Genomic DNA, 23875 nt, shown 5'->3' with positions numbered 1-23875 from the left:
TAACGACATGACGATGGCGAATGCCTCCAAACGAGTGGTCTACCTTCTGGCGTCGAGCGTAGAGAATCGCAAAAAGCGTCAACCTGAGTTGTCTTGCTGTAAACGGCGGTGACGTTTTCGAGGCAAAACAGGCTTGCTGAGCCATCAAAGGCGCTCTCAGGCTCGTTGGCGCACTCGTTGCATTGTTCTGGCCGGTAGTGAAAGTCGCTTAGCGTTCCGGTGCATGATCCCGATCCCGCCCCCCCGAAGGCCTTTCTGGAACAGCTGCTTTTGGGCACCGCTTACTAACTGGCACAACTGGAGGTATTCGCCATGCTCTTGTGGAAGACATCGCCGTCACCAACGGCCAGTGACGAATTTGTGCACCCGCCGAAATCAAGAATCCGAGCTGCACCGCGAAACGTCAACCAAGTTTCACGGACCGCCAAGCCAAGTTTCTCCACCGACTCTGAGTCGGATGTCTACCGCAGAATGGGCCATGACGAGCGGCGCTACATCTTTAAGATGGTGTTAATGATGCTGCTAATGTTCGTCTTGCCCGCAACCCTGATGCTGCTCTACCTTTTCTTCAACTCGGAAGCTTTTCATTACGACATCACTCCCAAACAGGAGTCCTCGTCATGGCTTCCCGGCAAATGAATGTGACCGATGAAGATTTCAACCGACTGGTCGAACTGTTGAAACACGAGTGACTCGGCGCGATAGCGGATTCGACAAAGAACAGAAAATCCACCGATTCATATCTTTGCCGTAATCGACCTTTTGCCGTATTCCAAGTTTGCCTTGGATCGTTTGCGGCAACTCCCGAATCGAGACGAGCTTGATCTCTCGCTTGTCACGGTGTCGGCGACAGGCAAGAGACGATCATTGCGAGATGGTAGCTCGGCAGCACGTCGCGGCACGTTTTACGTCAGGCCCTGTGCAGTGTATTGATCGCGCGGTGATACCGAGTTGCGTTACTGAATATCCGTTACTGAATAATTGAAAACTGAATGAATCACATCGAAAAACCACTACCGCTGCCACTACAACCGATCGACAAGTGGTTGCGTCCGCTGGCTCGATTCTTGCATATCGAAGCGACCAGTGGCTTCGTGCTGGTGGTCTGCACCGCGATCGCTTTGATCGCGGCTAATTCTCGCTGGGCTGCGACCTACTTAGCATTCTGGCAAACCGACATCACGCTCGGTGTCGGCGAATATGTTTTTCATCATTCACTGCACCACGTCATCAATGATGGCTTGATGGCGATCTTCTTTTTCGTGATTGGGCTTGAAGTGAAACGCGAAATCGCTCACGGGTCGCTGTCAGATTTCAAGCTGGCCTCGCTGCCGATCGCCGCTGCGATCGGCGGGATGATTGTTCCAGCGGGACTGTATCTGTCGATGCAGTACGGCGAACCAGGCATGCGTGGCTGGGGGATACCCATGGCCACGGACATCGCCTTTGTCGTTGGCTGCTTGGCGATTCTCGGCTCGCGAGTACCGCACAGTCTCAGAATCCTGCTGCTATCGCTGGCAATTGTCGATGACATCGGTGCGATACTGGTGATTGCAATAGGCTACACCGAATCACTCGACGGTCGCTTCTTGGCGCTCGCGGCCGTTGCGATTGCAGTGGTGCACGTATTCTCACGCATCGGGGTGCGTCGGTTTCCTCCCTACATTGCCGTCGGTGCCGTGGCATGGATCGCACTTCACGAATCGGGCGTGCATGCCACGCTGATTGGGGTGATCCTGGGGCTGATGACGCCCGCGAAATCAACGTTGGTGCCTGAACGGTTTCGCGAATATTTGCATGAGAAGAAGGAAGATTTTCAGGAACAACGTTGGGCCAAGCGAAGTCATCGAGCCGAAGTGGTTCAAGAAGTGCAACGACTGTCGCGCGAGACCGTCTCGCCGCTGGAGTATCTTGAAATGACGCTTCATCCTTGGACGGCTTACGTCATCATGCCGGTCTTTGCACTTGCCAATGCAGGCGTGCTCATTGAACCGGCAAACTTGAGCGATTCGGTCGCGATCGCGGTCGTGTTGGGCTTGGTCATTGGCAAGCCGATTGGAATCGTGTTGTTCAGTTGGTTGGTGATTCGTTCGGGGATGGCCAAGCTGCCTGAGGGAATCAGTTGGCCTGTACTGATTTCGGGCAGTTGTCTTGCGGGTATCGGATTCACGATGGCGTTGTTTATTGACGGGTTAGCGTTCGGAGCCGAGGGGCTGGACACCGCCAAGACCGGCGTTTTGGTCGGTTCGGCTGTGAGTGCGGTTGCAGGCGTCGGTTTACTGTTGTGGACATTGCCGAAACGATCGGCGAATTGAACGACACGCCAGTGTCGCAGTACTCGCAGACGCGAGTGGCTGGATTTGGCATGATGGAGAACATGGACTGTACACTGGTAAGAAACAACCGATTTACCGTGCCACGACGACCATCGACTCGCTCGATCTGCATGACGTGTTCCAAGCGATTTTCATCCCCGAACATTCGGCGTCCCATCAGCAACGTTTTGTGATCGCAGACAGGCGGCTTACCTCATAGGAAGAATTGGATGTAGAGGTTCTTCAGTCGCTGTGAATTTTTGTTCGCGAGGCGAGTTAGGAATGGAGCAGCGAGGCTGGATTCTGACTTAGCACTCTTCGCCGCTGCGGCTTGGACGACGATTGGTCTGCCATCGCTGCTTGTTCCGAGGCCGATGGCGATGATCCACCCGAAGCAGCGGATCAAACGATCGTAAAAGAACGCACCTCTCTAATTATTTCTGGTAGTGTTCTGGTTGATAAAGAATGCTTTCGATCTTCATGCGCCGCACGCCGATCGGGACCGGCCATGACACGCTATCTCCGACGTGATAGCCCAGGATTGCAGTTCCAATTGGCGCAAACACCGACAGCATGTTTTCTTTGGCGTTTTCGGCGTCAGGGTAGACAAGCGTAAAGACCTCGCTCTCGTTGCTGTCTAGGTCCGTGAGCTCGATGACAGAGTCCATGGTGACGACGTCACGGGGCACGTCCGCCGGGTCGACCACACTAGCGCGGTGAAGTTCCTTTAATAGATCGTAGAGGTGAGACGCACATCCAGTGATTTCCTTGATTTCACGTTGCAGCAACTGCAACAGTCGCTGGTGATCTTCGGCCGTAATGATCACTTGATGTTGGTTTTCGGCGGTGATGACGACGTGATGACTTGCGATGGACATAATCATTCGTGGAAAAAGATGGGAACTGAAATGACAGCGATGGCGGATTTCGTACAGCCCGATCAATGCAGCACGACACCATGTGTTTTAGAGATCGAACGCTCCGACTCGTTCCGGTTGAAACGACATTTTCTCGACTCGCTTTCGTGTCTCGCGATTCAAGACGTGCAGTGTCAAACTATCGCCGACGCACAGTCCGAAGATTCCTGCGCCTAGTGGTGACAGAATTGATAGTTTGCCTTCCGCGATGCAAGCCTCGTCGGGATACACCAACGTGAACGTGTCCGCCTCATCGCGATCTAGGTCGAAAAGATTGAACGTCGAATTCATCGTCACGATGTCGGGCAACATATCGCGAGAATCGACCACGGTCGCTCGCTCTAGCTTGCTTTTGAGTTCTTTCAAGTGTGTATGGTCGCTGCCGATTGCTGCAACGAAATGGCTGTCTAGTAGAGACTGTAGCCGAGCGAGGTCGGTCCGACTGACGACAATGGTGCGAGATGACATGATGGCGTACCGCGAAGAATGGTATTTGTTTTACACGTGAGAGATAGGAATAACGTTTCTAAGGGGATCGAACGGCAGCGGCGCTTAGCCGCTGCGGATCAATCATCGCCGCGAGCGTGTGGCCTGTCCACGATGCGGGACTTTGCTAGGTTGGTTACTCATTTATCAATGCCGGCGTGGTGTCGAGCCCTGGATGACGCTTCGTTCGCTGACGCATTCGCAACGAGCTTGGGCGTTTCAGTTTTGTCACGACGATCCGTCGATCGCGGCGTGCTGTATCGCTAACGGCGGCCATCAAATTCTCGTGACGAGGGACTTCGTGACGAGGGACTAAGGTGTTCAATCGACGAAGTGACTGAAATAGGCATGGGATACTCTTCAAAGGAAATGAGGACAAAATCGGATGTCGCGAAACTTGCCAAAGGAATCGGCATCAACAAAAGTCTTGGCGGCTTCCGCTGCGTGAATCAGGCTGCAACGCTTTCACGTTCGGGTTGGAACAAGATTTCTTTGACTCGCCAACGACCAACGCCGCTCGGCACTTTCCACCGCACGATGTCGCCGACTCGGTAGCCGAGGATCGCGGTTCCGAGCGGAGCCAAAACCGACAGTTTTCCCTCGGCGATGTTTGCTTCGTCAGGGGATACCAGCGTAAATATTTCACTTTCTTTGGACTTCATGTCCTGCAGGCGTTTGTGATCCGCTTTGGTGACGATGATTTGTTTTCGAGCCATGTTGATGACTTTCATCAAGAATGATTGTGAAATTGACTTGGAAGGAGCGACTCTATGCGATTGTCCGCAGCAGAATCGCAATGACAAACAACAAGATCAACGCGATCTGGCCGACCATCATTTCACGAGGCGTGTGATCGATGAATGGTTCATCAAGCCCGCACTTGTTCTCAACTTGGTCTTGGACCGGATATTCGGGAATGCGCATCAACATGACTGAACCTCCTTATGAGTGAGAAATGTAGCGAGTCACGTGACGTGGATAATCACTTAATGCAACGTTCATACCAGCAGGCCATTGTTTGCCGCCGAGTGGACATTCCGTGTGAAATTTTGGCTGTTGCGTTGCTCAATCGCGTCAAACCACGTTGCCAAAGACAATCAGAGTTGACGCACTGGAGCGGGGCGATCTGCTGATTTCAAAATATCCCGCCTTCTGCTTCGGCGACGCATGCCGCCAACGGACCAATGTTTGCATCAGGACAATTGCAAGGGTTGTTCTCTTATCACCTTGGAACGCAATTCATCCGATAACCTAACAAGGCCTGGATTATGCGAACATGTGAAGAACATACTGCCGTGCACCGACCCAGCCGCCGATGAAACGGCGCGCTTACGAGCAGTGGAACTCGCTTCAGAGAACCAAGCTAGTCTGACCCTGATCAGCGTAGTCAAACCGCTGCTTCGACTGTCCGTGATTGTTACCGATAATCGTTCGCTTCGATGCCATGTCGTTTCAGCAGTTTGTTTAATCCTTGACGCGACAGACCGGCTTGTCTTGCGGCGCTGGCGATGACACCGTTGTGTTTCTTGAGTACGGCTGTTAAGTACGCGCGGTCTGCATTGTCGATCGCTTCGTCGCGTGATATTTCCGAAAGCACGGCGACATCACTGCTGCTGGCGTCGGGCGCGCGAAGTTGTGGTGGCAAGTCGTCCACTTCGATCGTTTCGCCGCGACCCAGCGTGATCGTGCGTTCGATGACGTTGCGCAATTCACGGATATTGCCAGGCCAGCGGTAGGCTCGGAAACAATCAATCACCTCGTTCGAAAACCCGGTAATCGTGGAACTCGTCGGACGTAGTTGTTCGAGAAAGAATTCTGCCAACTTCACCACGTCGTCACCGCGATCACGAAGCGGTGCGAGCTCAATCGGAATGACAGCGAGACGATAGAACAGGTCCTGGCGGAAACGGCCCGCATCGACTTCGGTTTGTAAGTCTCGATTGGTCGCACAAATAAATCGCGTGTCGACTTTCACGGGTGTGCTTTCGCCAACCGGAGTGAAGGTTTGCTCTTGCACGGCCCGCAGCAGTTTGGCTTGAGAAGCGGCAGGCAGTTCCCCCAGTTCGTCAAAGAATGCGGTGCCGCCATCACAGTGACGAAGCAATCCTTTCTGGTCCTTGATCGCTCCGGTAAAGGAACCCTTGACGTGCCCAAACAGAACCGACTCGAACAACGCGTCGGGAATTGCGGTGCAGTCGATGATCTGAAACGCATGATCCCGGCGAGCACTTTGGTTATGGATCGCGCTGGCAACCACCTCTTTGCCGGTCCCGCTTTCGCCTGTAATCAAGACATTCGTGTTGCTCGCGGCTACTCGATTGACGATGTCCAGCAGTTCTGTCATCGCGGGGCTGTCACCAATGATTTTGGGAAACTTTCCACGCCGCTCCGTTTGGGATGCTAATTCCATTTCGGGTGTCGGTGGCGCGCTTGGATGAAGCAGTGCGCGCTGGACCGCCATGAGCAGTTCTTCAAACTTGACCGGTTTAAGCAGGTAGTCAGCGATCCCCAGCCGAACACTTTCGATGGCGGTGGGAACCGACGGCACCCCGGTGACGACAATCATTGGGATGTGCGAATACTTGCTGCGGCCCTCTTTGAGCAATTCCAATTTCAAGTTTCCGGGCATGTTCAAGTCGGACAGGATCAAGTCGAACGAGTGCTCGAGCAGCAAGCCAATCGCATCGTCAGCATTCTCGACGCAAATGCACTCGTAACCTTCCTCACGCAACAATTCCGCCGTCGTATCGCGGTACAGTGGCTCGTCGTCGGCGATCAAGATTCGTTGTTGGTTTGCCATGGGATCTTATTCAAAGTAGCGAAAATTCGCTGAGGATTTCGGGTGGTGCTAAAAACAAACGTCCTGGCGACGTTTGCTAGGGGGTGGCCGTGTCTTCACCCAGTCGTCTTGGCAAACGCACGACAAATTCGGTGCCTTTGCCCGGTTCACTTGTCACATCAATCGTTCCGTTCATCGCTTCTACGATGCCTCGCGTGACCGACAGCCCCAATCCCATGCCCTGGCCGACCGTTTCGGTTTTGGTACTAAAGAACGGGTCAAATATCTTGCTGATCAGATTCGGCGAGATTCCGTGCCCTTGATCGGTAACCGTCAAAACGGTATGCCTCGCATCTGTCCGAGCGGTAACGTCCACCTGACCGCCTACGTCGGAGGCTTGGATCGCGTTGTGAACCAAATTCAGCAGCACTTGCTTCAGTTCGCCTTCTCGCAAAACGACCTCGTCAGCAGCAAGACCCTTGGCCTCGGACGATGAAGCAAACGAGGCTGTCACTTTCACGTTCGCCTTTCGCGACATAGGAAGTGCCAGCACGATGACTTCGTCCACCGACTGCTTGAGCGAGAAGGTCGTCGCCCGCTGCTGGCTAGGACGGTAGAGCTGATACATTTGGTGAGTGATGCCGCTGATACGTTCAATTTCACCATCAATCAAGTCAAGCTTGTCGTAATGTTTCACATCAACGGGGATATGCCGCTTCAGCAGCGCAAATGCATTTCTTATACCGGCTAATGGATTGTTGATCTCATGAGCGACACCTGCCGCCAGTTCACCGAGGGCCGCGAGTTTTTCCATTTTCAAGCGATGCTGTTCCAATTCCGCAACTCGAGCGGTGCGTTCTTGCACGAGCTGCTCGAGATGCTCGTTGTGCAACCGCAATTGTTCACGCATTTGCCGCTTCTCTGAAATGTCTCGCATGCTGGCCCGAAATCCAAGCGAGTGACCATCGGAATCGGTCATTGGTTGCCAAGACACGGCTACCCAACACTTCGATCCATCACGATGAAGCGTTTCAAATTCGATATTGTTTTCCGAGCTACCGCGACCCGCTTCTGCAAAGTAGCGAGCGATTCGTTTACGATGTTCCGGCGTTATGAGCGGCAACGGATAGTCCGGCATCGCCAAACACTCCGTTGGTGTATAGCCCGTAAATCGCTCGACAGCCTCGTTCACCCATAAGACTTCCCCCTCACACGACAACCAACTTTCCCAGTCAACGGTGTGTTCGGCGATCGAACGAAAAAAATCAGCCGCGATAGGTTCGCCGCGTTTCGGGACGTTGGGGGATGATCGGTTCATGCCATGATTTTAGCTTCGTCGTCGCTGATTTCGCAGGGGGCACATTCCGTCGCCGACGCAAACGCACGTTGTCACCGAGGTTAACTTTGGGCGACGTTTCCCTGGTTGGGCATGCCCTTGTTCTGACAAATCACGCCGTTTCGAGATCGCCGCCACCGATTCTGGAAGGGGGCGACACCGATTGGCATCTCGCGTCGGGTCCGATAGTGTAAAGACCCAGTCCGCTGTCGTCATTTCACGTCGGTACCGCTGCTTGGTCGGCAGCATCGCAATTGGCATTTTGAGCACTTGTCACTGACTTCACCGTTTAACGTGAGCGGGCTTGCACCGACCCTTGACTAAGTTCGTGAGCTGGGCGGCTGACGAACGAGTTGCTTCACATTTGTACCTTCGAACAGGAAAACGCTCGTGACATTCTCAACGGATGATTTTGACTTCGTAGCCGAACATGCTCGCGACGCGATGCTGTTACAAACGATTGCTGATACGCTGGAGTGGGACGAACGGACCGGGATGCCGATCGATGGAGGTGACTATCGCGCAAATCAAGTTAGCACGCTGCGGGGGATGGTCCATCGCCGCCGGACCGATGCGAAATATGGTGAAACGCTGCAGTCGTTATCGGAAAACCTGGGCGACGAGGATCCAGCCGGTGATGTGGCCGCGACTGTCCGCGGGTTGCTGAGAAATTGGAAACGCGACCACCGGTTGCCCGAGGAACTGGTCCAGCGGACTTCGCGAGCAACGGTCAAAGGGCAACAACGCTGGGACGCCGCCCGTCGTGCTGACGATTTTAAAATGTTTCGCGACACGCTCGCCGAGATCATTGACCTGAAACGCGAAGCAGGCCAGCGGATTGCCGAAGGGACCGATCGATCGCCCTATGAAGCGTTGCTTGACGAATACGAACCCGATGCTCGAGTCAAACCGCTGAACCAAGTTTTTCAGGATCTGCGTAAGCCGCTTGTAGAACTGATTGATTCGATTCGCGAAGCGCCACGGCAACCGAACCGAAGTTTGCTGGAGCGTGATTTTGCGATTGCAGTACAACGCGATCTGAGCCGCTTTGTCGCCGAGCGTGTCGGCTTTGATTTTCAAGCAGGACGGCTGGATGAAACGTCGCATCCATTTTGTACAACGCTGGGCCCGCGAGATTGTCGAATCCTGACTCGCTACGATTTAAATTGGTTGCCAGCCGGATTGCTCGGTACGTTGCACGAAGCGGGGCATGGGATGTACGAGCAAGGGATGCGGTCGGATTGGTTTGGCTTGCCGCCCGGATCGTATTGTTCGCTAGGGATCCACGAGTCGCAATCGCGATTGTGGGAAAACCAAGTGGGACGCAGCCGACCGTTTTGGAAGTGGTTGTTTGATCGAACCCAGAAAACATTTGCCCCCACGCTGGACGATGTTTCGCTCGACGATTTTCACTTTGCGATCAACCAAATTCAGCCTTCGTTGATTCGAGTCGAAGCGGACGAGGCGACCTACAACTTGCACATCATCATTCGCTTTGATCTCGAGCAACAGCTGATCGGGGGGACGTTGTCAGTGGATGATTTACCTGCGGCGTGGGATGCACGCTACCAAAGCGACCTGGGGGTCTGTGCACCCTCACCTGCAAATGGAGTGCTTCAGGATGTCCACTGGAGTGCTGGTTTGATTGGCTATTTCCCAACGTACACGTTGGGGAATTTGGCAAGTGCCCAACTGTTTGACGCGGCCCAGGCAGAGTTAGGTGGTTTTGACGAAATGTTTGCTCGTGGCGAGTTCGAGCCATTGTTAAGTTGGCTTCGCAGTCGGATTCACGAGCGAGGTCAATGTGAGTCCGGGGACGCGTTAATATCACGCGCCACCGGGAAATCGTTGTCCGCGGACGCGTTGATCGGCTATCTGAACGGAAAGCTGCGACCGCTGTACGGCCTCGAAGCTTGATTTCTGATTTATCCGGCACTGTTTGGCCCCTGCTTTTCGCATCATTGCGGGTTACAATCAGGCGGTCTTTTAATTGAATTGGGGTTATTGAATGTTGACGTGCAATTGTCCTCGCTGTGGTGAAACGATTGGATTGCCTACCGCTGCTGTGCCTGCGGATGCGACCGCCCAGTGTCCGTGGTGTGGCGAACTTTACCCCGCGAGCGAAATCATTGAGAAGTTGCCTCCGATGGTGGAGTTAATCTCGGCGGACGGACAACCGCTGTTTCTTGAATCGGTCGGTGATGCTGCAGCGGCGTCGCCCACTCTGGCTGCCGCCCCGATCGCGGCTGCGGCCAGCGGAGCCGATTCGTTCGAATCGTCGTTCGCGTCCAACGCCCAAGCGGATCAGTTAAACGAGACTTGGGACGACAATACGGAATTGACGATCGAAGCCGATGGCGATGCCGGTTTCGATTTAGGGGGATCGCTCGACAGCGACTTGGAACACCCTGAGGACAATTTTGACGACGCCGGGCAAGATGGCGACGAAATGATGGATTTCCTTTCCAACAGTGAAGCGGAAAAGGAACCCAGTGACACTGCGGCGCCGCTGATGCCGATGAAAGTCAAATCGGTACCGGTGAACACTTACAAACGCAAAAAATCTTCGCCGATCAAAACGTTGATTGGCGTGGCGATGGGCCCGCTGGTCGCGCTTCCCTTGGCTGGCGGCATCCTGCTATGGCTTGGCAAGGCTCCGGACCTCGGGTTCTGGCCGTTTGACGGCTCGTTCAATAACGGTTCTTCGTCGCGAGTCAGTGCGGCGCCACCGATGGCCCAAAGCAATCCAGTCAACCCCCTTGGCGATGAAACGCAATTGACCGGTTCGGAAATGATGGTCCCTGCCGCCGAACCGTCGGACGAACTCGATCGCGCTCAGCAAGAACTGGCGAACTTGGGCGCTGAATCGAATCCAGCCGAATCGGCGGATGAGGCGCCGGGCGGTTTAGATATGCCGTCTCTTGGGACCTCGCTCAAACCAAGCAGCGACGATGTCGAAAACGAGCTCGCCACGGGCGAAGTCGAATACCCCGATGACATCTCCGTCAACAACGACGTGGTTTCGCAAGACGTCGTGGCGGACAAGGTGCCGATGGAAATGCCCGAGGTAGAGTTGACGGATGTGGCTGGGGAAATCGAATCCATCTCAGCGGACGACACCACAGTGGACACGCCGTCCATCGATGATCAAGCATCCGTCGTCCAAGAAGCACCCGTTGCTGAGGAGGTAATGGAACCTGCAATCGAAGAGGTGGCTGAGCCCGATACCGACGCCGCGATGGTGGCAGCAGAGCCCGCCGAAGCAGCGGAGCCCGTCGAAGCAGCGGAGCCTGTGGCCGCGGCAGAAACTGAGCCAAGCGACGAGCTTGCGTCTGCGGCAGAATCGTCCGAAGTGGAGGCTGCGGTTGCAAAGGCCAACAAATTGTTAGCGAGCTTGATGAAGTTCGAGGGGGCCGAGGGAGATCGGCGTCGTTTGTTAGCGAAGGCCTATGCCTCGGTTTCGGCCGTGGCGATTGAGTCGGATGCAGGAGACAACGCGGCGGTTCAGAAACTGTTGAACGCGTTATCCCGATCCCCGTTGGTCAAAGATCTCGGCGATGCCGCCGATCTGTGGCTGGACTATGGCAAGCGTCCCACCGACGGTGTCTTGATTATCGGGGCGCCTGCGACGAATGCATCGGGATCGGCGATTCGCATTCCGAGTTCTTCGGGGGACATACGAGAGGTATCGGTTTCCGGTTCGTCGCTGCCCGAGGCCGAGCAGGTTATCGCGTTAGGCCGTATCGTTGAGAAAAACGATGCCCGCACGGTCGAGCTGATTGCGGTCCAGGACATGAATCCCTGAACGCAAATCTAGATAGGATGTGACGAAAGTTCGGAAGCGACTTCCGCTACGCCGTTCTGTCGCAACGACCAGCTCTTAATCTTAATCCCGTCCGCACGCTCTTACTTGCTCTCGGCAAGCGTTCCGGTGACGATGCAGGAGGCCGATTTGTCGCCAGGCAGATCGGTCACGATGCGAATTTTTTGAGCGATATTGCCAGCCGTGCCGTCACCTTTGAAACGCACTTTGACGAATTGCACTTTCTTGCTGCCGACGGGAATCTCGAATTCGAAACGCTGATCGCTGCACACGATGTCTTTGATCTCAAACGGCTCGTCGCCTTTGACGATCAAGCGTTTTTCGATCACTGCGTCGGCGGGTTTGCTGCCTAGATTGACCGCGGCAGGCGACACGCTGATCGCCGAACGCACTCGGCCTGAAATGTCCATCTCGGTGGTCGGGAACGCACGGTCGTTGCTGATCAGCGTCAATCGTTCGTGAATTTCGCCTTCTTCCATCGAGTCTTTCATGCTGACTCGCATTCGGTAGCGAACGATTCCCGGCGTCAACTCGGGAGCACTCAAACGGACTTGCAAACTTTCGCAGTGGCTTCGCACGTCGCTGATTCGCCAGTTCGAATTGCCACTGTGAGTGATCACGATTTCACGTTCCGGAGCATCACCCGAGGCGAACTCGCCAAAGGCAACTTCGGGAGGATCAAAGGTGATGTCGGTGCGAATGAATCCACTGACCTTGAGCTGCGTTTCCGCATAAAACGGTTTGTCAAACACGACCGTAATCGTTGCGGACTTTTGACCGATAAACGAACTGGTGTTGAATGTCGCGACCACCGCTCCGGTTTCATGCGTCTTCAGTGTGTCTTTGGTGATCGACGGGCTGGTGCATCCACAGCTCGATCGGACGGCGGCAATGTGGACGTCTTCTTCGTATTTGTTGGTCAGCTCGAAATGGAATTCGCATTTGGTTCCGCGACCGACAGTGCGAAAGTCGTGACTGGTCTCGGCAAACATCTTGTCAGCCCAGTTCTCTGCATGGACCTTCGCAGTCGAAACGAGAGAGAAAACGACAATACTGGCGAGCAAAACAGAATAACGCACCATGACATCCAGGCCATTTGAAAGCGGAAATTGGAAACACGGGAAAGAGGCAACGCGCTTCAGTCGAATCTGAAAATCCAGATGCATCGCCACCGTCGCCCGACGTCGCTGCTTGCATCATCGGGACCGCACTAAACCCTTTATCGGGAATAAACCGCCCCTGAACCTTAGAAAGATTGGCTAGTTCGGGAAAGAAGGTCCATCTTTCTCGATTGCGATCTCAGTTGCTAGCAAGTCAAAGTCTCGAAAGACCTCCGCTAAACGCTCCATCGGCAAACCGACCACGTTGGTTTCGCTGCCGCCATCGAGGACTTCTAACCAATCATTGCCGTCCTGGAAACCGAACGCGCCTGCCTTCCCTTCCCACAGCATCGAATCGAGGTACTCGGCCAGCATTTCCTCGCTGAGGGTTTGCATTTGCAGTTCGGTGCGGACGACTTCGACGACACAGCGGTTTTGGCTGACCGACCAAACACAAAATCCGGAAAAGACGTCGTGGCGGCGACCGCTGAGTTGTCGTAGCATCGCTTCGGCATGCTCGATATCGTGAGGTTTACCCAATATTTGCCCGTAGCACGACGCCACGGTGTCGGCGGCCAGGATCAATCCGCCATCGTTCTTCGACGCCACATCGGCTGCTTTTCGATAGGCATAGCGTGCTACCAATTCGGGAGCCGTCTCGCGACTGCACATCCCACACTCCGCTTCATCGCTGGCGGGTTGCACAGTGAACGAATATCCCGCGGCCTTCAGTAGCTGCGATCGGCGAGGCGATCCGCTGGCGAGGATCAGTGATTCATCGGTCGGCAAATCGGCTCGTGGCAAACCACTCATCAGAGGCAGATTGTCTGTGAATTTCATCCGGTCCTACTGCGGGTTGGGGGGAATGACTGCAATAACGAAGCTGACTGCAATAACGAAGGCTGCCCTATCGTTTTACGGGTTCGTTGCCGGATTGGGAAGCAAGCGGCGGTTTTCTCTTGACGGTTCCGAGGCCGACTTTGTAGTGTCCGCACAGCCCTCGGAGCCCATTGGCGTAAAAAGGTCCCGATTTCAGCGCCGTGCAAAATTCCACGCCGTCCAAAAAGCGATCCGCTTGAACACCATGAACCGCCGACAGTTTTGCTCACTGATTGCCGCTAGCTCGCTAGCGTCTTCGGTTGCTGGCTGCGCGACGTGGATCGATCGTTCGACGGCGGATGCCGTGCTGAATCATACCAACAGCAATCCCTTGGCTGCGGTCAAACCGAGTTCTCAGGCGATGGTGCTGTCGGTCGATTTTCATCCGATTCAGCCCGAGGCCGTGACTGCAGACCGGGTCGCATCCATGTGGCAGTGGGTCGATGAAATGATCATCGAACCGGCGCATCGTAGCGAGCTCGCAGAGAACGGGATCCGGGTCGGCAAGGTCATTCGTCCTGACCAGTTTCGTCAACGGCTTGCCGAAATGGCCGGTCCGCGTGACGTGGTCGACGTCTTCTTGGGCGAAGCCGATGTGGCGAGCGAAGTTTCCGTCGGTTCGCGAAAGATTCCAATGCGATTGGCAAAGCGATACGAGTTGCCGCTTCGTCAACCTCGCAGCGGTGCCCATGTGACGCTGCTTCGCACGCAGGGACAAACAGTCGGACGAACACTGCAAGACCCACAATACGTGTTGGCCATCACGCCCACGCAATCCAAGACCGCCTCGCAAATTCATTTGCAGTGTCGTCCTGAGATTCAGCACGGTGTGATGCGTCAAAAATGGATCAGCAGCGATTCGGCCATGCGGATCGACAGTCGCCGTGACGCATGGTCGCTGCCTTGGCTCGATATCGATCTCGAAGGTGGCAAGGGCGATCTGTTTGTGATCGCGGCAAGTCAGCCTGCGTTTGGGCTCGGCAAAGAAATGATGTCGGGGGTTTCCGCCGACAATATCGAAGAACAAGTCGTGGTGTTGATCCAAATTGAACGGCTGGCCGAGTCGAAGTTGTAAGTCAGCTGGCTTCCTTGGCGACGCTCTGCTCTCTTGGCGATGCTATGCTTTACTGGCGATACTCAGGTTCGGGCAACTCGTCGGGGCGACGGATCACCTCGGCTTCGATGATGCGGTCCGGTGGGTAGACCACCTGCCCTTTCTTTTTCTCTTTGTGAGGATCGACTCGCCGAAGTTCGGTGAACAAGTCCATTCCCTCGATCACCCGTCCGAAGACCGTTTGTTCTTTGCTGACGGTAGGAACCGGTGTAAAGAAAATGGCAAATTGGCTACTGGCACTATCGGGGACAAAGTCGCCAGTTTCCCCTTTGGGAAGCTTGGCCATCGCCAGTGAGCCGCGGAACGCATTCCGCGCCCCGTCGCGTTGATGCTCGTCGACGATGAATTGCCCGCTGTTGCCGGATCCCGTGCCTGATTCGTCACCGGTCAGTGCCAACAGATCGTCGATCACTTGATAGAAATCAAGCCCGTCGTAGAAGCCTTGCTCGACCAATTTGATGAAGTGGGCCACCGTCGACGGCGCTTGGTCCAAAAACAATTCGATGACGATATCGCCATGCGTTGTGTTTAGTTTGACGCGAGGAAGTTCTTTCTCGGCATCCTGTTCTCGCCGTTTCTGCTCTTCGGCCCATTGCTGTTTCAGATCATCCATTTGGTAGCTGAAACGCTTGTCCAGATCGCCATAGTCTTCGGGTTTTAGGTACTCGTAGATTTTCTCGGCGGTTTCGAATTCGCCCGCACACACCGAGGATCGAGCCGCGGATTGAAAGAGGAACACTTGGTTGAAACCCAGGTCAATCAACAACGCGCTGGCACGCATGGTCGACAAAGAGTAATTCGAATGCTTGAAGCGGTGTTCAAGCATCGTTAACAGATATTGGGCGGCCTCTTGATCCGGAGCCAACAACAAATACTCGTACGCGGCATCAAAGACTTCTTCAAACAAGGCGTAGCTCTGTTCGCGTAGTTCGCGGTATCGATCAAGTGCCGCCGGAGTCTGTTCCTCGCCATTCATATACAACGTATGAACCGTTCGCATGTCGATCAGCACATTGACGAGCTGCTCTTTAGCCTGGACGTAGGTGGCCTTGGCTTGTTTGCCCTCTTCGTTCAATTCGAACGGCTTTCCATCCGGTCCCTTGCCGAGCAGATTCGCGGGCTCTCGCGTCGGGCCTTTGGAGGTCGGGCCTGTGGAGGTCGGGCCTGTGGAGGTCGGGCCTGTGGAGGTCGGGCCTGTGGAGGTCGGGCCTGTGGAGGTCGGGCCTGTGGAGGTCGGGCCTGTGGGCGTCGGGCCGTTTGACGATGCGGATTCGTCGTGATGGGAATGGGACTCCTCAGCGTGTGCATCCTCTGGGGAAGCATCATCCGGGGTGGTTGCCGCAGGGGAGGTGTCTTGGGCGGGGGAGGTGTCCTGGGCGAACGACACTGCCACAAAGGGGGCCGGCAGCGAAAGTCCCGCAACCAATCCGAGGGTCGAGAGGGTGAACAGGAAGACGCGATCAATCATCAAAGACTCAAATGGCTCAAAAACAAACGGAAAATCCACTGCACGAGTAGCTACGCAGCGGCTGCCAGATTGGATCGCGAAAAACAGCCGATTTTTAGCTGCCCGCCTGCCTCTTGGACTACGGAGTGTCGACTACGGCGGTGAATCGATAGGTGAACGCACCCAATAAGTCGCCTGCATTCCCAGTGTGGCAAGCCAAACAGTCGTTTGTAGCCAATATCGCGCCCACCATTCGCAATGTGTGGCCGCTTCGCTCGGTCTGCAACTTTGCACCTATACGTATTTGATTGATTGCGTTGGTTTCAAAATCATTGAGTGGACGTGTTTTCAGCACACCTGATGCGATTGTGTTCATCGAGGGCAGCTCTTTTTCGACATACGCGACGGGTTCATCAAATCGATCAAGACTGACAAGTTCGATGAAATCTAGTGTCCAGATTTTAGGGGACTGGGCGGCAATTTGATGCGACGAGATTTGTTGTAACTCATGATCAGCCAACGCAATTTCTGTTTGGCGGAGGGCAAAGTCCCCAGACGGTGTGTGTGGCACATCAGCGATGAAGGCCGAACTGGCGGTTTGGTCGTCACCTCGCTTTTCTTCGGATACACGCGTCCCCAAAACGCCCCATAATCCATAGGGGCTGGTTTCGAGCAAGCCCGTCTCATTGCTTGGAGGCGTTTGAGCGATAGCATCGTTTATAAAGCGAACAGCTCTTTCATCCATCAGCACGTGTGAACCACCACGATGACGCCCGTTGCCCGGCGCTTTACCGAAGCCGTCCTCATTCTGGACATGCAATTCGTAGGGAGATAACTCCTGCACCGGAACAATCGTTCCAGCCTCTGGCGTCGATTCTGGGTTAGGGATCTCAATTTCGTTCAGAGCCGGCGTTAACCGAGCGGAATCAATACCTCGCACGCTGTTGCTAAGTTGCGGTCCGTCTGTGATCGGGGGATACGAAAGTCGCAAAATCGCAGTTGCTAATAGCGACATGACTAGAAGCGTTATAAACGATCGCATCACAATACCTTTGGTTTGACCACGACGAAGCCTCTACTCTACATCGCTGGCTGCGGAACGTTGCTGGGCGCGGCGAGCGTTTCAAGGAACGCCAAAACCGCTCGGCGATCGGCCAGCGGTAGTTTCAGGAAGCGATCGCGTGTCGCAGAGGCTTCTCCCTCATGCACGGCGATCGCTTCTAGTAGCGTTTCCGCTCGCCCGTCATGCATGTAGGGAGCCGAGTCACGCACACCCCACAGCGGTGGTGTTCTCCATTCCTGATTGAAGTTTGTCGGCTCGAAAATAAGTCGAACGTACTTGGTTTCTTTGACCAGGACCTGTCTTGTTTCGCCCTCACCAAGCGACGATTCCTCGTCGTCGGATTCCAATTCGATGTACCGTTCTCGGGATGACACGTCCACAATTTTCATCCGTTCGGTTGGCTGGTACGGCGGCACGAACAGATACTGCTTATTCGTTGCAGCTCTGTTGAAGATCGGAGTGGTCGCTCCGTAGTACCCAGGCTCACCCGGCCGTGGTGGTCTGGCCACGGTCGATTCATACCGAGTCAGCGGGATGACGCGAGCAATCTTGGGCTCGGCATGATTCGGATCCAATGATTCGTATCCCATGTCATGCAAAAGCAAATCGCTATAGATTCCTTTGGCAGGGCCGAGATCTTGAAGATGACAGTGGATGCACCCGAGCGAAGCGAACACCTGTTCGCCTCGCTCGATCTGCTGTGCATGCCGCGAATTTTTGGGCGGCATCCGTGTGGGGGCCGGAAGTGCGGCAATGAAGTCCCGCATCGCCATGATCTGATTGTCGGAAACATCAATCCCAGGGTTGTTGTAGCCTGGAGTCATTGGGTCACTCGGTTGCGATTGACGTCGCGTTTTCAGTCCGACTTCGTTTGCGCAAGCCATATCAATAAACTCGGCCAAGGACCCCACGTTGGCCCGCCAACCGAACTTGCCAAATCGTCCATCGCTGAGCGTCGAAGGTCGCCCGCTGATTTCGGGATGTCGCTCTTGTATTTTGGCCTGAATCGCCAAATCACGATTGCTGACCTGATCGATCAAACCGGCTCCGAATAACGAGGTGGTGTTTCGCTGGAACAATCGAGCATCGAGCGTGATGTTCGCATCGCCATGTTGCCAATTCATCTTGATCGGGGTGGCTGAGACGTAACGAACCTCCGCAGAATTCGTGGGGCCGCCAGATTGACTGAATTCGACCGGGACTTGCGACAGCAGCGTCTTGCGTTTGAGTGCGTAGGCGTCCGAACCGCCCCGATGCGGAAGCGGCAAGGTGTTGTTGATGGTGCCATCGCTTTGAATAAAACCTGGATGCACCGATCGAACAATATCAAGCAGTTCACGATTGTCGAGCGGCTTGTTTTGCGAATGGATTCGCTCGATGGCAAGTGTCAATGCGTTGACCGAAGCATCGCCAGCACCGCCCACGCCTCCCTGGAAATGGCATCGCACACACGACGTGCTATTAAAGAGTGGCCCAAGTCCATCATTGCCCGTGATCGGGTTTCGCGGCGACCAATCTTGCTCGAACAGACCACGCCCTTGCGTGACCGAGTCGGGCTGAACCGCTTGGCAATGGAACACGCCCAGCGTGGCCATCGTAAGGATGCTAGAGAGCATCGTGATCCCGTTTCGATACAAGCGTTTCATTTTTCTTGATCCGGTTGAAGGTTGGCGAGGGAACTTGGTTTGGATCGTTGCAAGACGGATGCGAATCGCCCTGGTGAATCCGTGAGATGAACGACAAGCGGTGTCGGCTTTTGTGCGTCAACAAAGATGTAACGAGCGATGCTAGGGCGTTGGATGTCAATCGCAGGCCATTGTTGCGCCCGGCTCAGCAAGGCAAGTTGTTGCAGATCGACTTCGCGATTAGGGAACTTGGCGACCTGTGCCGCAACACGATCCCATGCTTTTGCAACGCGGCTTTGCTTGGCTTCGTTCTTGCCATCACCCTCTTCTTGAATCGGGGCCATTGCACTAGCGATCGGGGATTGAAGCAGCAGCACAAAGACGCCTTCCTTTTTGGTTGTTGCGTGATCGCTTTGGGGCGCCGCCCAATCGATCACTTCAGTGGCGTCGGCGTCGGCGTTGACCAGGGGATGGCCCCAAATCGGTTCGATTAGTTTGCGATAGTGTTGCCGGAAATCCGTATTGGCGACCAAGGGCATGATCGATTCGCACCAAGGTTGCCGTGTGCAGACGTGCTGTTCCAGCAGTCCAAGTCGCGTCGCGTCTTCGGGATCCGACAACCCAAATCGCAATTGCGATTCAGCCAAGTACGACTGTTCCAATCGCGGCACGAGACGGGCGATGCGATCCGCCGCTGCCTCGTCCGCCGGATTGTTTTCAATCTCGGTCACCGCCTGGACCATCCACTGCTGCCAACGACGCCCCACGCGGTCGGCACTTCGCTCGGCTAATTGACGGATCAATTGTTTGGGGGCTTCTTGGTGGATGCCCGCCAACGTTTGCACTTCTTCGGCGTCTTCAATCAACGTGACAAGTTCGTCGGTGTCAGGAATGCCGACACAAAACGAAAGCAACCGGTAGTCTCGATTGCAAATCGCGACGATTGCCCGCGCCGGAACGTTTCGCGATTCGCCTGCGGTCAAAGCGGAAGGGATGCCGGCGGGCAGAAATTGAGTCGTGACTCGCTCTGCGAAACCCATTCGCTGCTGAGCGAGTTCCGCGAGAGGTTCCTCGATCAACTCTCCGGCCCATCCGCCTGCATCCACATCGAACGGATCATCGTTGGTGACCAGTATCAAAATCAGCGATTTGTCGGCAGCGGATTCCGATCGAGTTTGGAACGGTTTCTCCCAGAGGATCGTCGACGAAGGGACCTCTGCCGAAGCGGCCACAGCGATGAGGCTGAGTATCGTCATCAGCAGCAGTTTTCGCATGGATGCACCAGGGGTGTGGGGCGGCTGAAACGTTTCGGCGACTCCGCTCAACCGATCAGTCTAGAGCGTGCCGAGTTCGCCCGTCAAGCAAAAGGTTTAATCGGAGCATCGGTTTTCGTGTTTTTGTCGCTGCTAAGCCGCGGGTAACTCGTTTTCATCACTCGTCAAGAGTTTTGTCGAGCGATTCCCATGAAGCCGGGCCGCTCGCGGCACGAACGCTACGAGAGCTGCTACGAACTTGTTTTGCCCGTCTGCATCGCGGTTTCGATCTTTCGAAGCAAACTGTCGATCTGTTCGTGAGTTTCCTCCGTTGTCGAGACGACCAATACACTTTCAATGGCTACAATCGTACTTGGGCCGCCGAGGACTTCCCATGTATCCGGGATGACCGTGGAGGTCACGGCGCGGATGACTTTTGCGGCCTTGTCTTTCAGCGGATCCGCTAATGCATAGACTTTTGTCACCAAATGATTTTCTGCGTGCTCCAGCGTCGTGATTTGTATGACTTCATCTTTGATCATGTAGGTCAGATCAAGTGGTCTCAGCGAAATCTTTAGTACCGTTCGCAGGCTGGCGTTTTGAAGCGAAACGCGAACGGGTTGTTGGGGCGACAATCCAATTTCTTCGAGCGCCCGAGTATCGAGCACCATCGGCGTGTTGGTTTTTTCAGACAGTAGGTGTAGGAATTCGTTGAGAGACGCTTCGTTGACGTGGATCGATGTCTTTTCTGATAACTTGCCGCGAAGTTGTTGCTCTATCGCATCCGGCCCAGTGGTCATCGAGGGCGGCGTGTCTGGCGTCGCGGCAGGTTTCGTGTCGCTGCCGAATGGATCTTGTTGAGCCTGTGCGAAGTGCATTGGCATCAATCCCAGTGGGATCAGTAGGGTGAGGATCGACATCACGCAATTTCGCGATCGTCCAAAGTACCGGGGAGCTGATGGCAGCAGTGAGACTTGCATGCGAATTTGTCCGTTCGAGGGAATGGCAAGAGAAGAGACTGGGGCCAGGATGATTGGGGCCAGGATGACGGGATCAGCTGCCCGGCGAGGCGACCGCTTGAGTCGCCGTCATGATCTCGCATGCCACGATGGCGGTCAAGCAAAATCTGTGCATCGGTTCGTTACAGAGTACTGCCATGGATTTTCGATCCGTTTTGGCAACCAACGACTTGAGCTTTCGCTGATGGTTAGAGACGCTTCCTGCTTCCCGCTGCTCGATTGGCGAACGATCGAGGGGTGGGCAAATCGGACGTCTCGTTCCGGGGTTTCCCCATTCTGCTTGCAGTGCCGGCAGGAATCTGCTGGAAACAGTGGACATGGGGTGAAAACCAATTCAAAAAATCTATGAAAAATTGGTGTTAAGTGGGGTTGCAGAAAACCGATAAAAACACGACAACCTTCGAACCTTCAAGTGGCGGGCGATGTCTCGTTTCTTGGTAAGGTATCCGGCTGCAGAAAGAGTGGTTTTGTCGCTCTTTTTACCGCACCGGGGCGTAGCTCAGCCTGGCAGAGCGCCTGGTTTGGGACCAGGAGGTCGCATGTTCGAATCATGTCGCCCCGATCAATGAGAAGCCCGTGTCTTGCAGTGCAAGACACGGGCTTTTTTTGTGGATTGCTCCACCCTGGTCGCGGGTTTTCTCGGTTTCGGCGTGCGAAAAGGCTGGCGATTGGGCTTCACGGCGTAAAAACGGCATACCCCCTTAGTCCAGAGACGGCGGATTGAGTTAGCCGTTTTGGCCAACGTTATGAAGCATTTTTTGCTCTGGCTGCTTCGGGGGGCAAGGCGTTTTCAAAAGGGCGGGCGTCCTCGCTTTTTCGACGCTCAACGCTCCAGATGGCTATTTTGGCATGCAGCATGCTGTTAGGCGGCGATATGATCCAATTGAAAATCCACGAGATGCACCGGCCCGTTTTCCGCCTCATTCGATTTTTTTGGGGACGCGAACCGATCCTCTTGCTCGCATTTTTGGCGGTCGTACTCGGTACCTGGGGATTCATCGAACTCGCCGACGAGGTGCTTGAGGGGGGGACCAATGCGTTTGATCGTTGGGCGGTTCGCAGTTTGCGCGCCGCGGATGACCTTTCGCGTCCGATCGGTCCTCCTTGGATGGCCGAGGTGGGGCGTGATTTGACAGCACTCGGAGGAATGGCGGTTCTGCTGTTGGCGATTGCATCCACGGCCGGCTTCTTGGCGATCAATCGCGTTTATCGAACGATGGGGTTCCTGTTGGTCTCGACGCTCGGGGGCATCGCCGCCAGTCTGCTGATGAAACATTTCTTTGCCCGTCCTCGTCCTGATCTCGTACCTCATCTGTCGCTCGTCTACACCAGCAGTTTTCCGAGTGGACATTCGATGATGGCTGCAGTGGTCTATCTAACGCTCGCCGTATTGGTGGTGCCGGTGCTACGTCATTTTTGGGTGCGGTTTTATGTCATCGCCGTGGCGATGGCCGTGACCGTCTTGGTTGGGTTTAGCCGCGTCTATATGGGGGTGCACTACCCGACAGACGTGCTGGCGGGTTGGGTTGCGGGTTTAGTATGGGCGTTATTGTGTTGGTTGATCTCGCGGTCGTTGAAGCTGCGTGAATCGCATCTCGCCAAGCCACCCGCTCTGCCTCCGCCAGAAGAGTAACCGCCGCATGTCGGAACGGCCGGATGAGAACAAAGCCGGTTCGGGGGCCCTCGCCCAATGCCAGCTACAGACGCCACCCGTTTAGTGCCAAAGTATTCGGCAAAGTATTCGGCATTGAACCCTCACGTGCGATCAAGGACATCGTTGCGGCCGCTGCGTCTGTGTGACGGTCGCTGATCGACGAACTGTAATCTGCCAACCGGTTGCCATACGAACGATCACACCCGTAGCACGAATTGTTTTTGTATGAATAATTCGCGAGGACTCAGGCCGCTTGGTGATGCAGCGTCGTGGGAAAATGGGCGTGTACGAAACGATTTTTAGGGATCTTCCGTAGCGAACGATCGCACATTTGGGGGGACGAACGATTGAGTCGGTCGAGGCAGCAGTCGGCGGAGGTTGGCCCGCCAATTGCTTCTAAAGACGGAATGGAAGCAGACGCCAACCAAGGCGAATTTAATATTGTGGTAAGCATTTTATGAGCAACGTCGCCGATCCTATTTCTCCTCAGTGCGTGATCGCGGATGATTTACGCGCATCCCGTGAATTGCTGCGCAGTTGGATCGCGGAGTGTGGCTACGCATGCACGACGACGGCGAATGGTGAAGACGCGTGGGACGCAGTCAAAAGGTTGCAGCCCCAGCTGATTGTCACCGATATCGAAATGCCCGTTGCCAGCGGACTGGATTTGTTGTGTTCACTGCGGCATCACCGATCCGAGCAGCTAAAATCCATCCCCGTGATCGTAATCAGCAGTCTGCAGGACGACGACATTCGATCGTTCGTACAGAGTGCTGGCGGAACGGTGTTCTTGACAAAGCCTTTGGACAAAATTCGCACTCAACAGGTCGTCCAGCGATTAGATCAGGTCGCCAGCGTTGCGAACCGCGATTTCCAGTACACGGTGCATGAGCAGCCGTGGCCGAACAAGCGGATTTCACCGACCCTTCGCCGTCTGTATCGCGAAGTCCAAGAGAACGGCCCCAAATTCAGTTGACGTCGTGACGCGATAACGGTGCCTCTGAAAAAAGCTTGTCTTCTCGGTTACTCAGAGAACCCAGCGTACTCAGAGAACCCAGCGAGCCC

Annotated in this window: 20 protein-coding genes and 1 tRNA gene; 8 read left to right on the top strand and 13 right to left on the bottom strand. The window is 54.9% G+C overall.

Annotation, left to right across the window (positions count from 1 at the left end):
• Positions 1 to 312 precede the first annotated feature (312 nt).
• Both ABD971_RS12625 and nhaA read left to right on the top strand, forming a co-directional pair.
• Positions 313 to 639 carry a hypothetical protein gene (locus ABD971_RS12625; RefSeq protein ID WP_345322532.1) on the top strand — a complete coding sequence of 109 codons (327 nt, stop codon included), beginning with the start codon at positions 313 to 315 and terminating at the stop codon, positions 637 to 639.
• A gap of 353 nt (positions 640 to 992) precedes the next feature.
• The gene (gene nhaA / locus ABD971_RS12620; protein WP_345322530.1) at positions 993 to 2315 is read left to right on the top strand and encodes a Na+/H+ antiporter NhaA; all 1323 of its coding nucleotides are present in this window, start codon (positions 993 to 995) and stop codon (positions 2313 to 2315) included.
• A gap of 434 nt (positions 2316 to 2749) precedes the next feature.
• Here nhaA and rnk read toward each other — a convergent pair whose 3' ends face one another.
• The 6 genes from rnk to ABD971_RS12590 all read right to left on the bottom strand — a co-directional run bounded on the left by rnk (position 2750) and on the right by ABD971_RS12590 (position 7815).
• Positions 2750 to 3193, bottom strand: coding sequence for a nucleoside diphosphate kinase regulator (gene rnk / locus ABD971_RS12615; protein WP_345322528.1), 444 nt, complete (start codon positions 3191 to 3193; stop codon positions 2750 to 2752).
• Positions 3194 to 3280: 87 nt separating this feature from the next.
• Positions 3281 to 3700, bottom strand: coding sequence for a GreA/GreB family elongation factor (locus ABD971_RS12610; RefSeq protein ID WP_345322526.1), 420 nt, complete (start codon positions 3698 to 3700; stop codon positions 3281 to 3283).
• Between the two features lie 467 nt (positions 3701 to 4167).
• A complete protein-coding gene (locus ABD971_RS12605) occupies positions 4168 to 4449 on the bottom strand; it encodes a GreA/GreB family elongation factor (protein ID WP_345322524.1) in 282 nt (93 codons plus the stop codon).
• 37 nt (positions 4450 to 4486) lie between these two features.
• Positions 4487 to 4648 (bottom strand): hypothetical protein, encoded by a 162-nt coding sequence (locus tag ABD971_RS12600; protein WP_339943006.1) that lies wholly within the window; start codon positions 4646 to 4648, stop codon positions 4487 to 4489.
• Positions 4649 to 5135: 487 nt separating this feature from the next.
• Positions 5136 to 6518, bottom strand: coding sequence for a sigma-54-dependent transcriptional regulator (locus tag ABD971_RS12595; RefSeq protein WP_345322520.1), 1383 nt, complete (start codon positions 6516 to 6518; stop codon positions 5136 to 5138).
• Positions 6519 to 6594: 76 nt separating this feature from the next.
• Positions 6595 to 7815 carry a two-component system sensor histidine kinase NtrB gene (locus ABD971_RS12590; RefSeq protein ID WP_345322518.1) on the bottom strand — a complete coding sequence of 407 codons (1221 nt, stop codon included), beginning with the start codon at positions 7813 to 7815 and terminating at the stop codon, positions 6595 to 6597.
• Positions 7816 to 8223: 408 nt separating this feature from the next.
• Between ABD971_RS12590 and ABD971_RS12585 the strand changes: the two genes are divergently transcribed.
• Together ABD971_RS12585 and ABD971_RS12580 are read left to right on the top strand one after the other, a co-directional pair.
• Positions 8224 to 9750, top strand: a complete 1527-nt coding sequence (locus ABD971_RS12585; RefSeq protein WP_345322516.1) for a gluzincin family metallopeptidase — start codon at positions 8224 to 8226, stop codon at positions 9748 to 9750.
• Positions 9751 to 9841: 91 nt separating this feature from the next.
• Positions 9842 to 11638, top strand: coding sequence for a hypothetical protein (locus tag ABD971_RS12580; RefSeq protein WP_345322514.1), 1797 nt, complete (start codon positions 9842 to 9844; stop codon positions 11636 to 11638).
• Between the two features lie 101 nt (positions 11639 to 11739).
• On the opposite strand, the gene ABD971_RS12575 is transcribed toward ABD971_RS12580, so the two are convergent.
• Both ABD971_RS12575 and ABD971_RS12570 read right to left on the bottom strand, forming a co-directional pair.
• Complete coding sequence (locus tag ABD971_RS12575) at positions 11740 to 12735, bottom strand: DUF1573 domain-containing protein (RefSeq protein ID WP_425571300.1); 996 nt, start codon at positions 12733 to 12735, stop codon at positions 11740 to 11742.
• Between the two features lie 180 nt (positions 12736 to 12915).
• On the bottom strand, positions 12916 to 13569 hold the full coding sequence (locus ABD971_RS12570) for a Maf family protein (protein WP_345322554.1): 654 nt from the start codon (positions 13567 to 13569) through the stop codon (positions 12916 to 12918).
• A 271-nt stretch (positions 13570 to 13840) separates the two neighbouring features.
• Between ABD971_RS12570 and ABD971_RS12565 the strand changes: the two genes are divergently transcribed.
• Complete coding sequence (locus tag ABD971_RS12565; RefSeq protein WP_345322512.1) at positions 13841 to 14710, top strand: hypothetical protein; 870 nt, start codon at positions 13841 to 13843, stop codon at positions 14708 to 14710.
• 49 nt (positions 14711 to 14759) lie between these two features.
• Here the strand turns inward: ABD971_RS12565 and ABD971_RS12560 are convergent, their stop codons facing one another.
• From ABD971_RS12560 to ABD971_RS12540, 5 genes are all read right to left on the bottom strand, one after another.
• Positions 14760 to 16217, bottom strand: a complete 1458-nt coding sequence (locus tag ABD971_RS12560) for a peptidylprolyl isomerase (protein WP_345322510.1) — start codon at positions 16215 to 16217, stop codon at positions 14760 to 14762.
• A gap of 118 nt (positions 16218 to 16335) precedes the next feature.
• A complete protein-coding gene (locus ABD971_RS12555; RefSeq protein WP_345322509.1) occupies positions 16336 to 17211 on the bottom strand; it encodes a hypothetical protein in 876 nt (291 codons plus the stop codon).
• A 65-nt stretch (positions 17212 to 17276) separates the two neighbouring features.
• Entirely contained in the window at positions 17277 to 18905 is a 1629-nt protein-coding gene (locus tag ABD971_RS12550) for a di-heme oxidoredictase family protein (protein ID WP_345322507.1), read from the bottom strand.
• Positions 18902 to 20158 (bottom strand): hypothetical protein, encoded by a 1257-nt coding sequence (locus tag ABD971_RS12545; RefSeq protein WP_345322505.1) that lies wholly within the window; start codon positions 20156 to 20158, stop codon positions 18902 to 18904. The genes ABD971_RS12550 and ABD971_RS12545 overlap by 4 nt, the downstream gene beginning before the upstream one ends.
• A gap of 230 nt (positions 20159 to 20388) precedes the next feature.
• A complete protein-coding gene (locus tag ABD971_RS12540) occupies positions 20389 to 21057 on the bottom strand; it encodes a hypothetical protein (RefSeq protein ID WP_345322503.1) in 669 nt (222 codons plus the stop codon).
• Positions 21058 to 21644: 587 nt separating this feature from the next.
• Here ABD971_RS12540 and ABD971_RS12535 point away from each other — a divergent pair.
• From ABD971_RS12535 to ABD971_RS12525, 3 genes are all read left to right on the top strand, one after another.
• Positions 21645 to 21718 (top strand) — tRNA-Pro (locus ABD971_RS12535).
• A gap of 273 nt (positions 21719 to 21991) precedes the next feature.
• Positions 21992 to 22789 (top strand): phosphatase PAP2 family protein, encoded by a 798-nt coding sequence (locus ABD971_RS12530; protein WP_339943026.1) that lies wholly within the window; start codon positions 21992 to 21994, stop codon positions 22787 to 22789.
• Between the two features lie 478 nt (positions 22790 to 23267).
• On the top strand, positions 23268 to 23786 hold the full coding sequence (locus ABD971_RS12525) for a response regulator (RefSeq protein WP_339943028.1): 519 nt from the start codon (positions 23268 to 23270) through the stop codon (positions 23784 to 23786).
• Positions 23787 to 23875: the final 89 nt, after the last annotated feature.

Source organism: Novipirellula rosea (genome assembly GCF_039541335.1).
In the GTDB taxonomy this organism is placed as follows: Bacteria; Planctomycetota; Planctomycetia; order Pirellulales; family Pirellulaceae; genus Novipirellula; species Novipirellula rosea.
The sequence above is the reverse complement of the archived record's forward strand: the minus strand, read 5'-3'. Positions and strand labels throughout refer to the sequence as shown.

Excerpts from the sequence above, each read along its gene's own strand:
- ABD971_RS12625 (WP_345322532.1), top strand. The coding sequence starts at position 313 with ATGCTCTTGTGGAAGACATCGCCGTCACCAACGGCCAGTGACGAATTT.
- nhaA (WP_345322530.1), top strand. The coding sequence starts at position 993 with ATGAATCACATCGAAAAACCACTACCGCTGCCACTACAACCGATCGAC.
- rnk (WP_345322528.1), bottom strand. The coding sequence starts at position 3,193 with ATGTCCATCGCAAGTCATCACGTCGTCATCACCGCCGAAAACCAACAT.
- ABD971_RS12610 (WP_345322526.1), bottom strand. The coding sequence starts at position 3,700 with ATGTCATCTCGCACCATTGTCGTCAGTCGGACCGACCTCGCTCGGCTA.
- ABD971_RS12605 (WP_345322524.1), bottom strand. The coding sequence starts at position 4,449 with ATGAAAGTCATCAACATGGCTCGAAAACAAATCATCGTCACCAAAGCG.
- ABD971_RS12600 (WP_339943006.1), bottom strand. The coding sequence starts at position 4,648 with ATGTTGATGCGCATTCCCGAATATCCGGTCCAAGACCAAGTTGAGAAC.
- ABD971_RS12595 (WP_345322520.1), bottom strand. The coding sequence starts at position 6,518 with ATGGCAAACCAACAACGAATCTTGATCGCCGACGACGAGCCACTGTAC.
- ABD971_RS12590 (WP_345322518.1), bottom strand. The coding sequence starts at position 7,815 with ATGAACCGATCATCCCCCAACGTCCCGAAACGCGGCGAACCTATCGCG.
- ABD971_RS12580 (WP_345322514.1), top strand. The coding sequence starts at position 9,842 with ATGTTGACGTGCAATTGTCCTCGCTGTGGTGAAACGATTGGATTGCCT.
- ABD971_RS12570 (WP_345322554.1), bottom strand. The coding sequence starts at position 13,569 with ATGAGTGGTTTGCCACGAGCCGATTTGCCGACCGATGAATCACTGATC.
- ABD971_RS12565 (WP_345322512.1), top strand. The coding sequence starts at position 13,841 with ATGAACCGCCGACAGTTTTGCTCACTGATTGCCGCTAGCTCGCTAGCG.
- ABD971_RS12560 (WP_345322510.1), bottom strand. The coding sequence starts at position 16,217 with ATGATTGATCGCGTCTTCCTGTTCACCCTCTCGACCCTCGGATTGGTT.
- ABD971_RS12555 (WP_345322509.1), bottom strand. The coding sequence starts at position 17,211 with ATGTCGCTATTAGCAACTGCGATTTTGCGACTTTCGTATCCCCCGATC.
- ABD971_RS12550 (WP_345322507.1), bottom strand. The coding sequence starts at position 18,905 with ATGAAACGCTTGTATCGAAACGGGATCACGATGCTCTCTAGCATCCTT.
- ABD971_RS12545 (WP_345322505.1), bottom strand. The coding sequence starts at position 20,158 with ATGCGAAAACTGCTGCTGATGACGATACTCAGCCTCATCGCTGTGGCC.
- ABD971_RS12540 (WP_345322503.1), bottom strand. The coding sequence starts at position 21,057 with ATGTCGATCCTCACCCTACTGATCCCACTGGGATTGATGCCAATGCAC.
- ABD971_RS12530 (WP_339943026.1), top strand. The coding sequence starts at position 21,992 with ATGGCTATTTTGGCATGCAGCATGCTGTTAGGCGGCGATATGATCCAA.
- ABD971_RS12525 (WP_339943028.1), top strand. The coding sequence starts at position 23,268 with ATGAGCAACGTCGCCGATCCTATTTCTCCTCAGTGCGTGATCGCGGAT.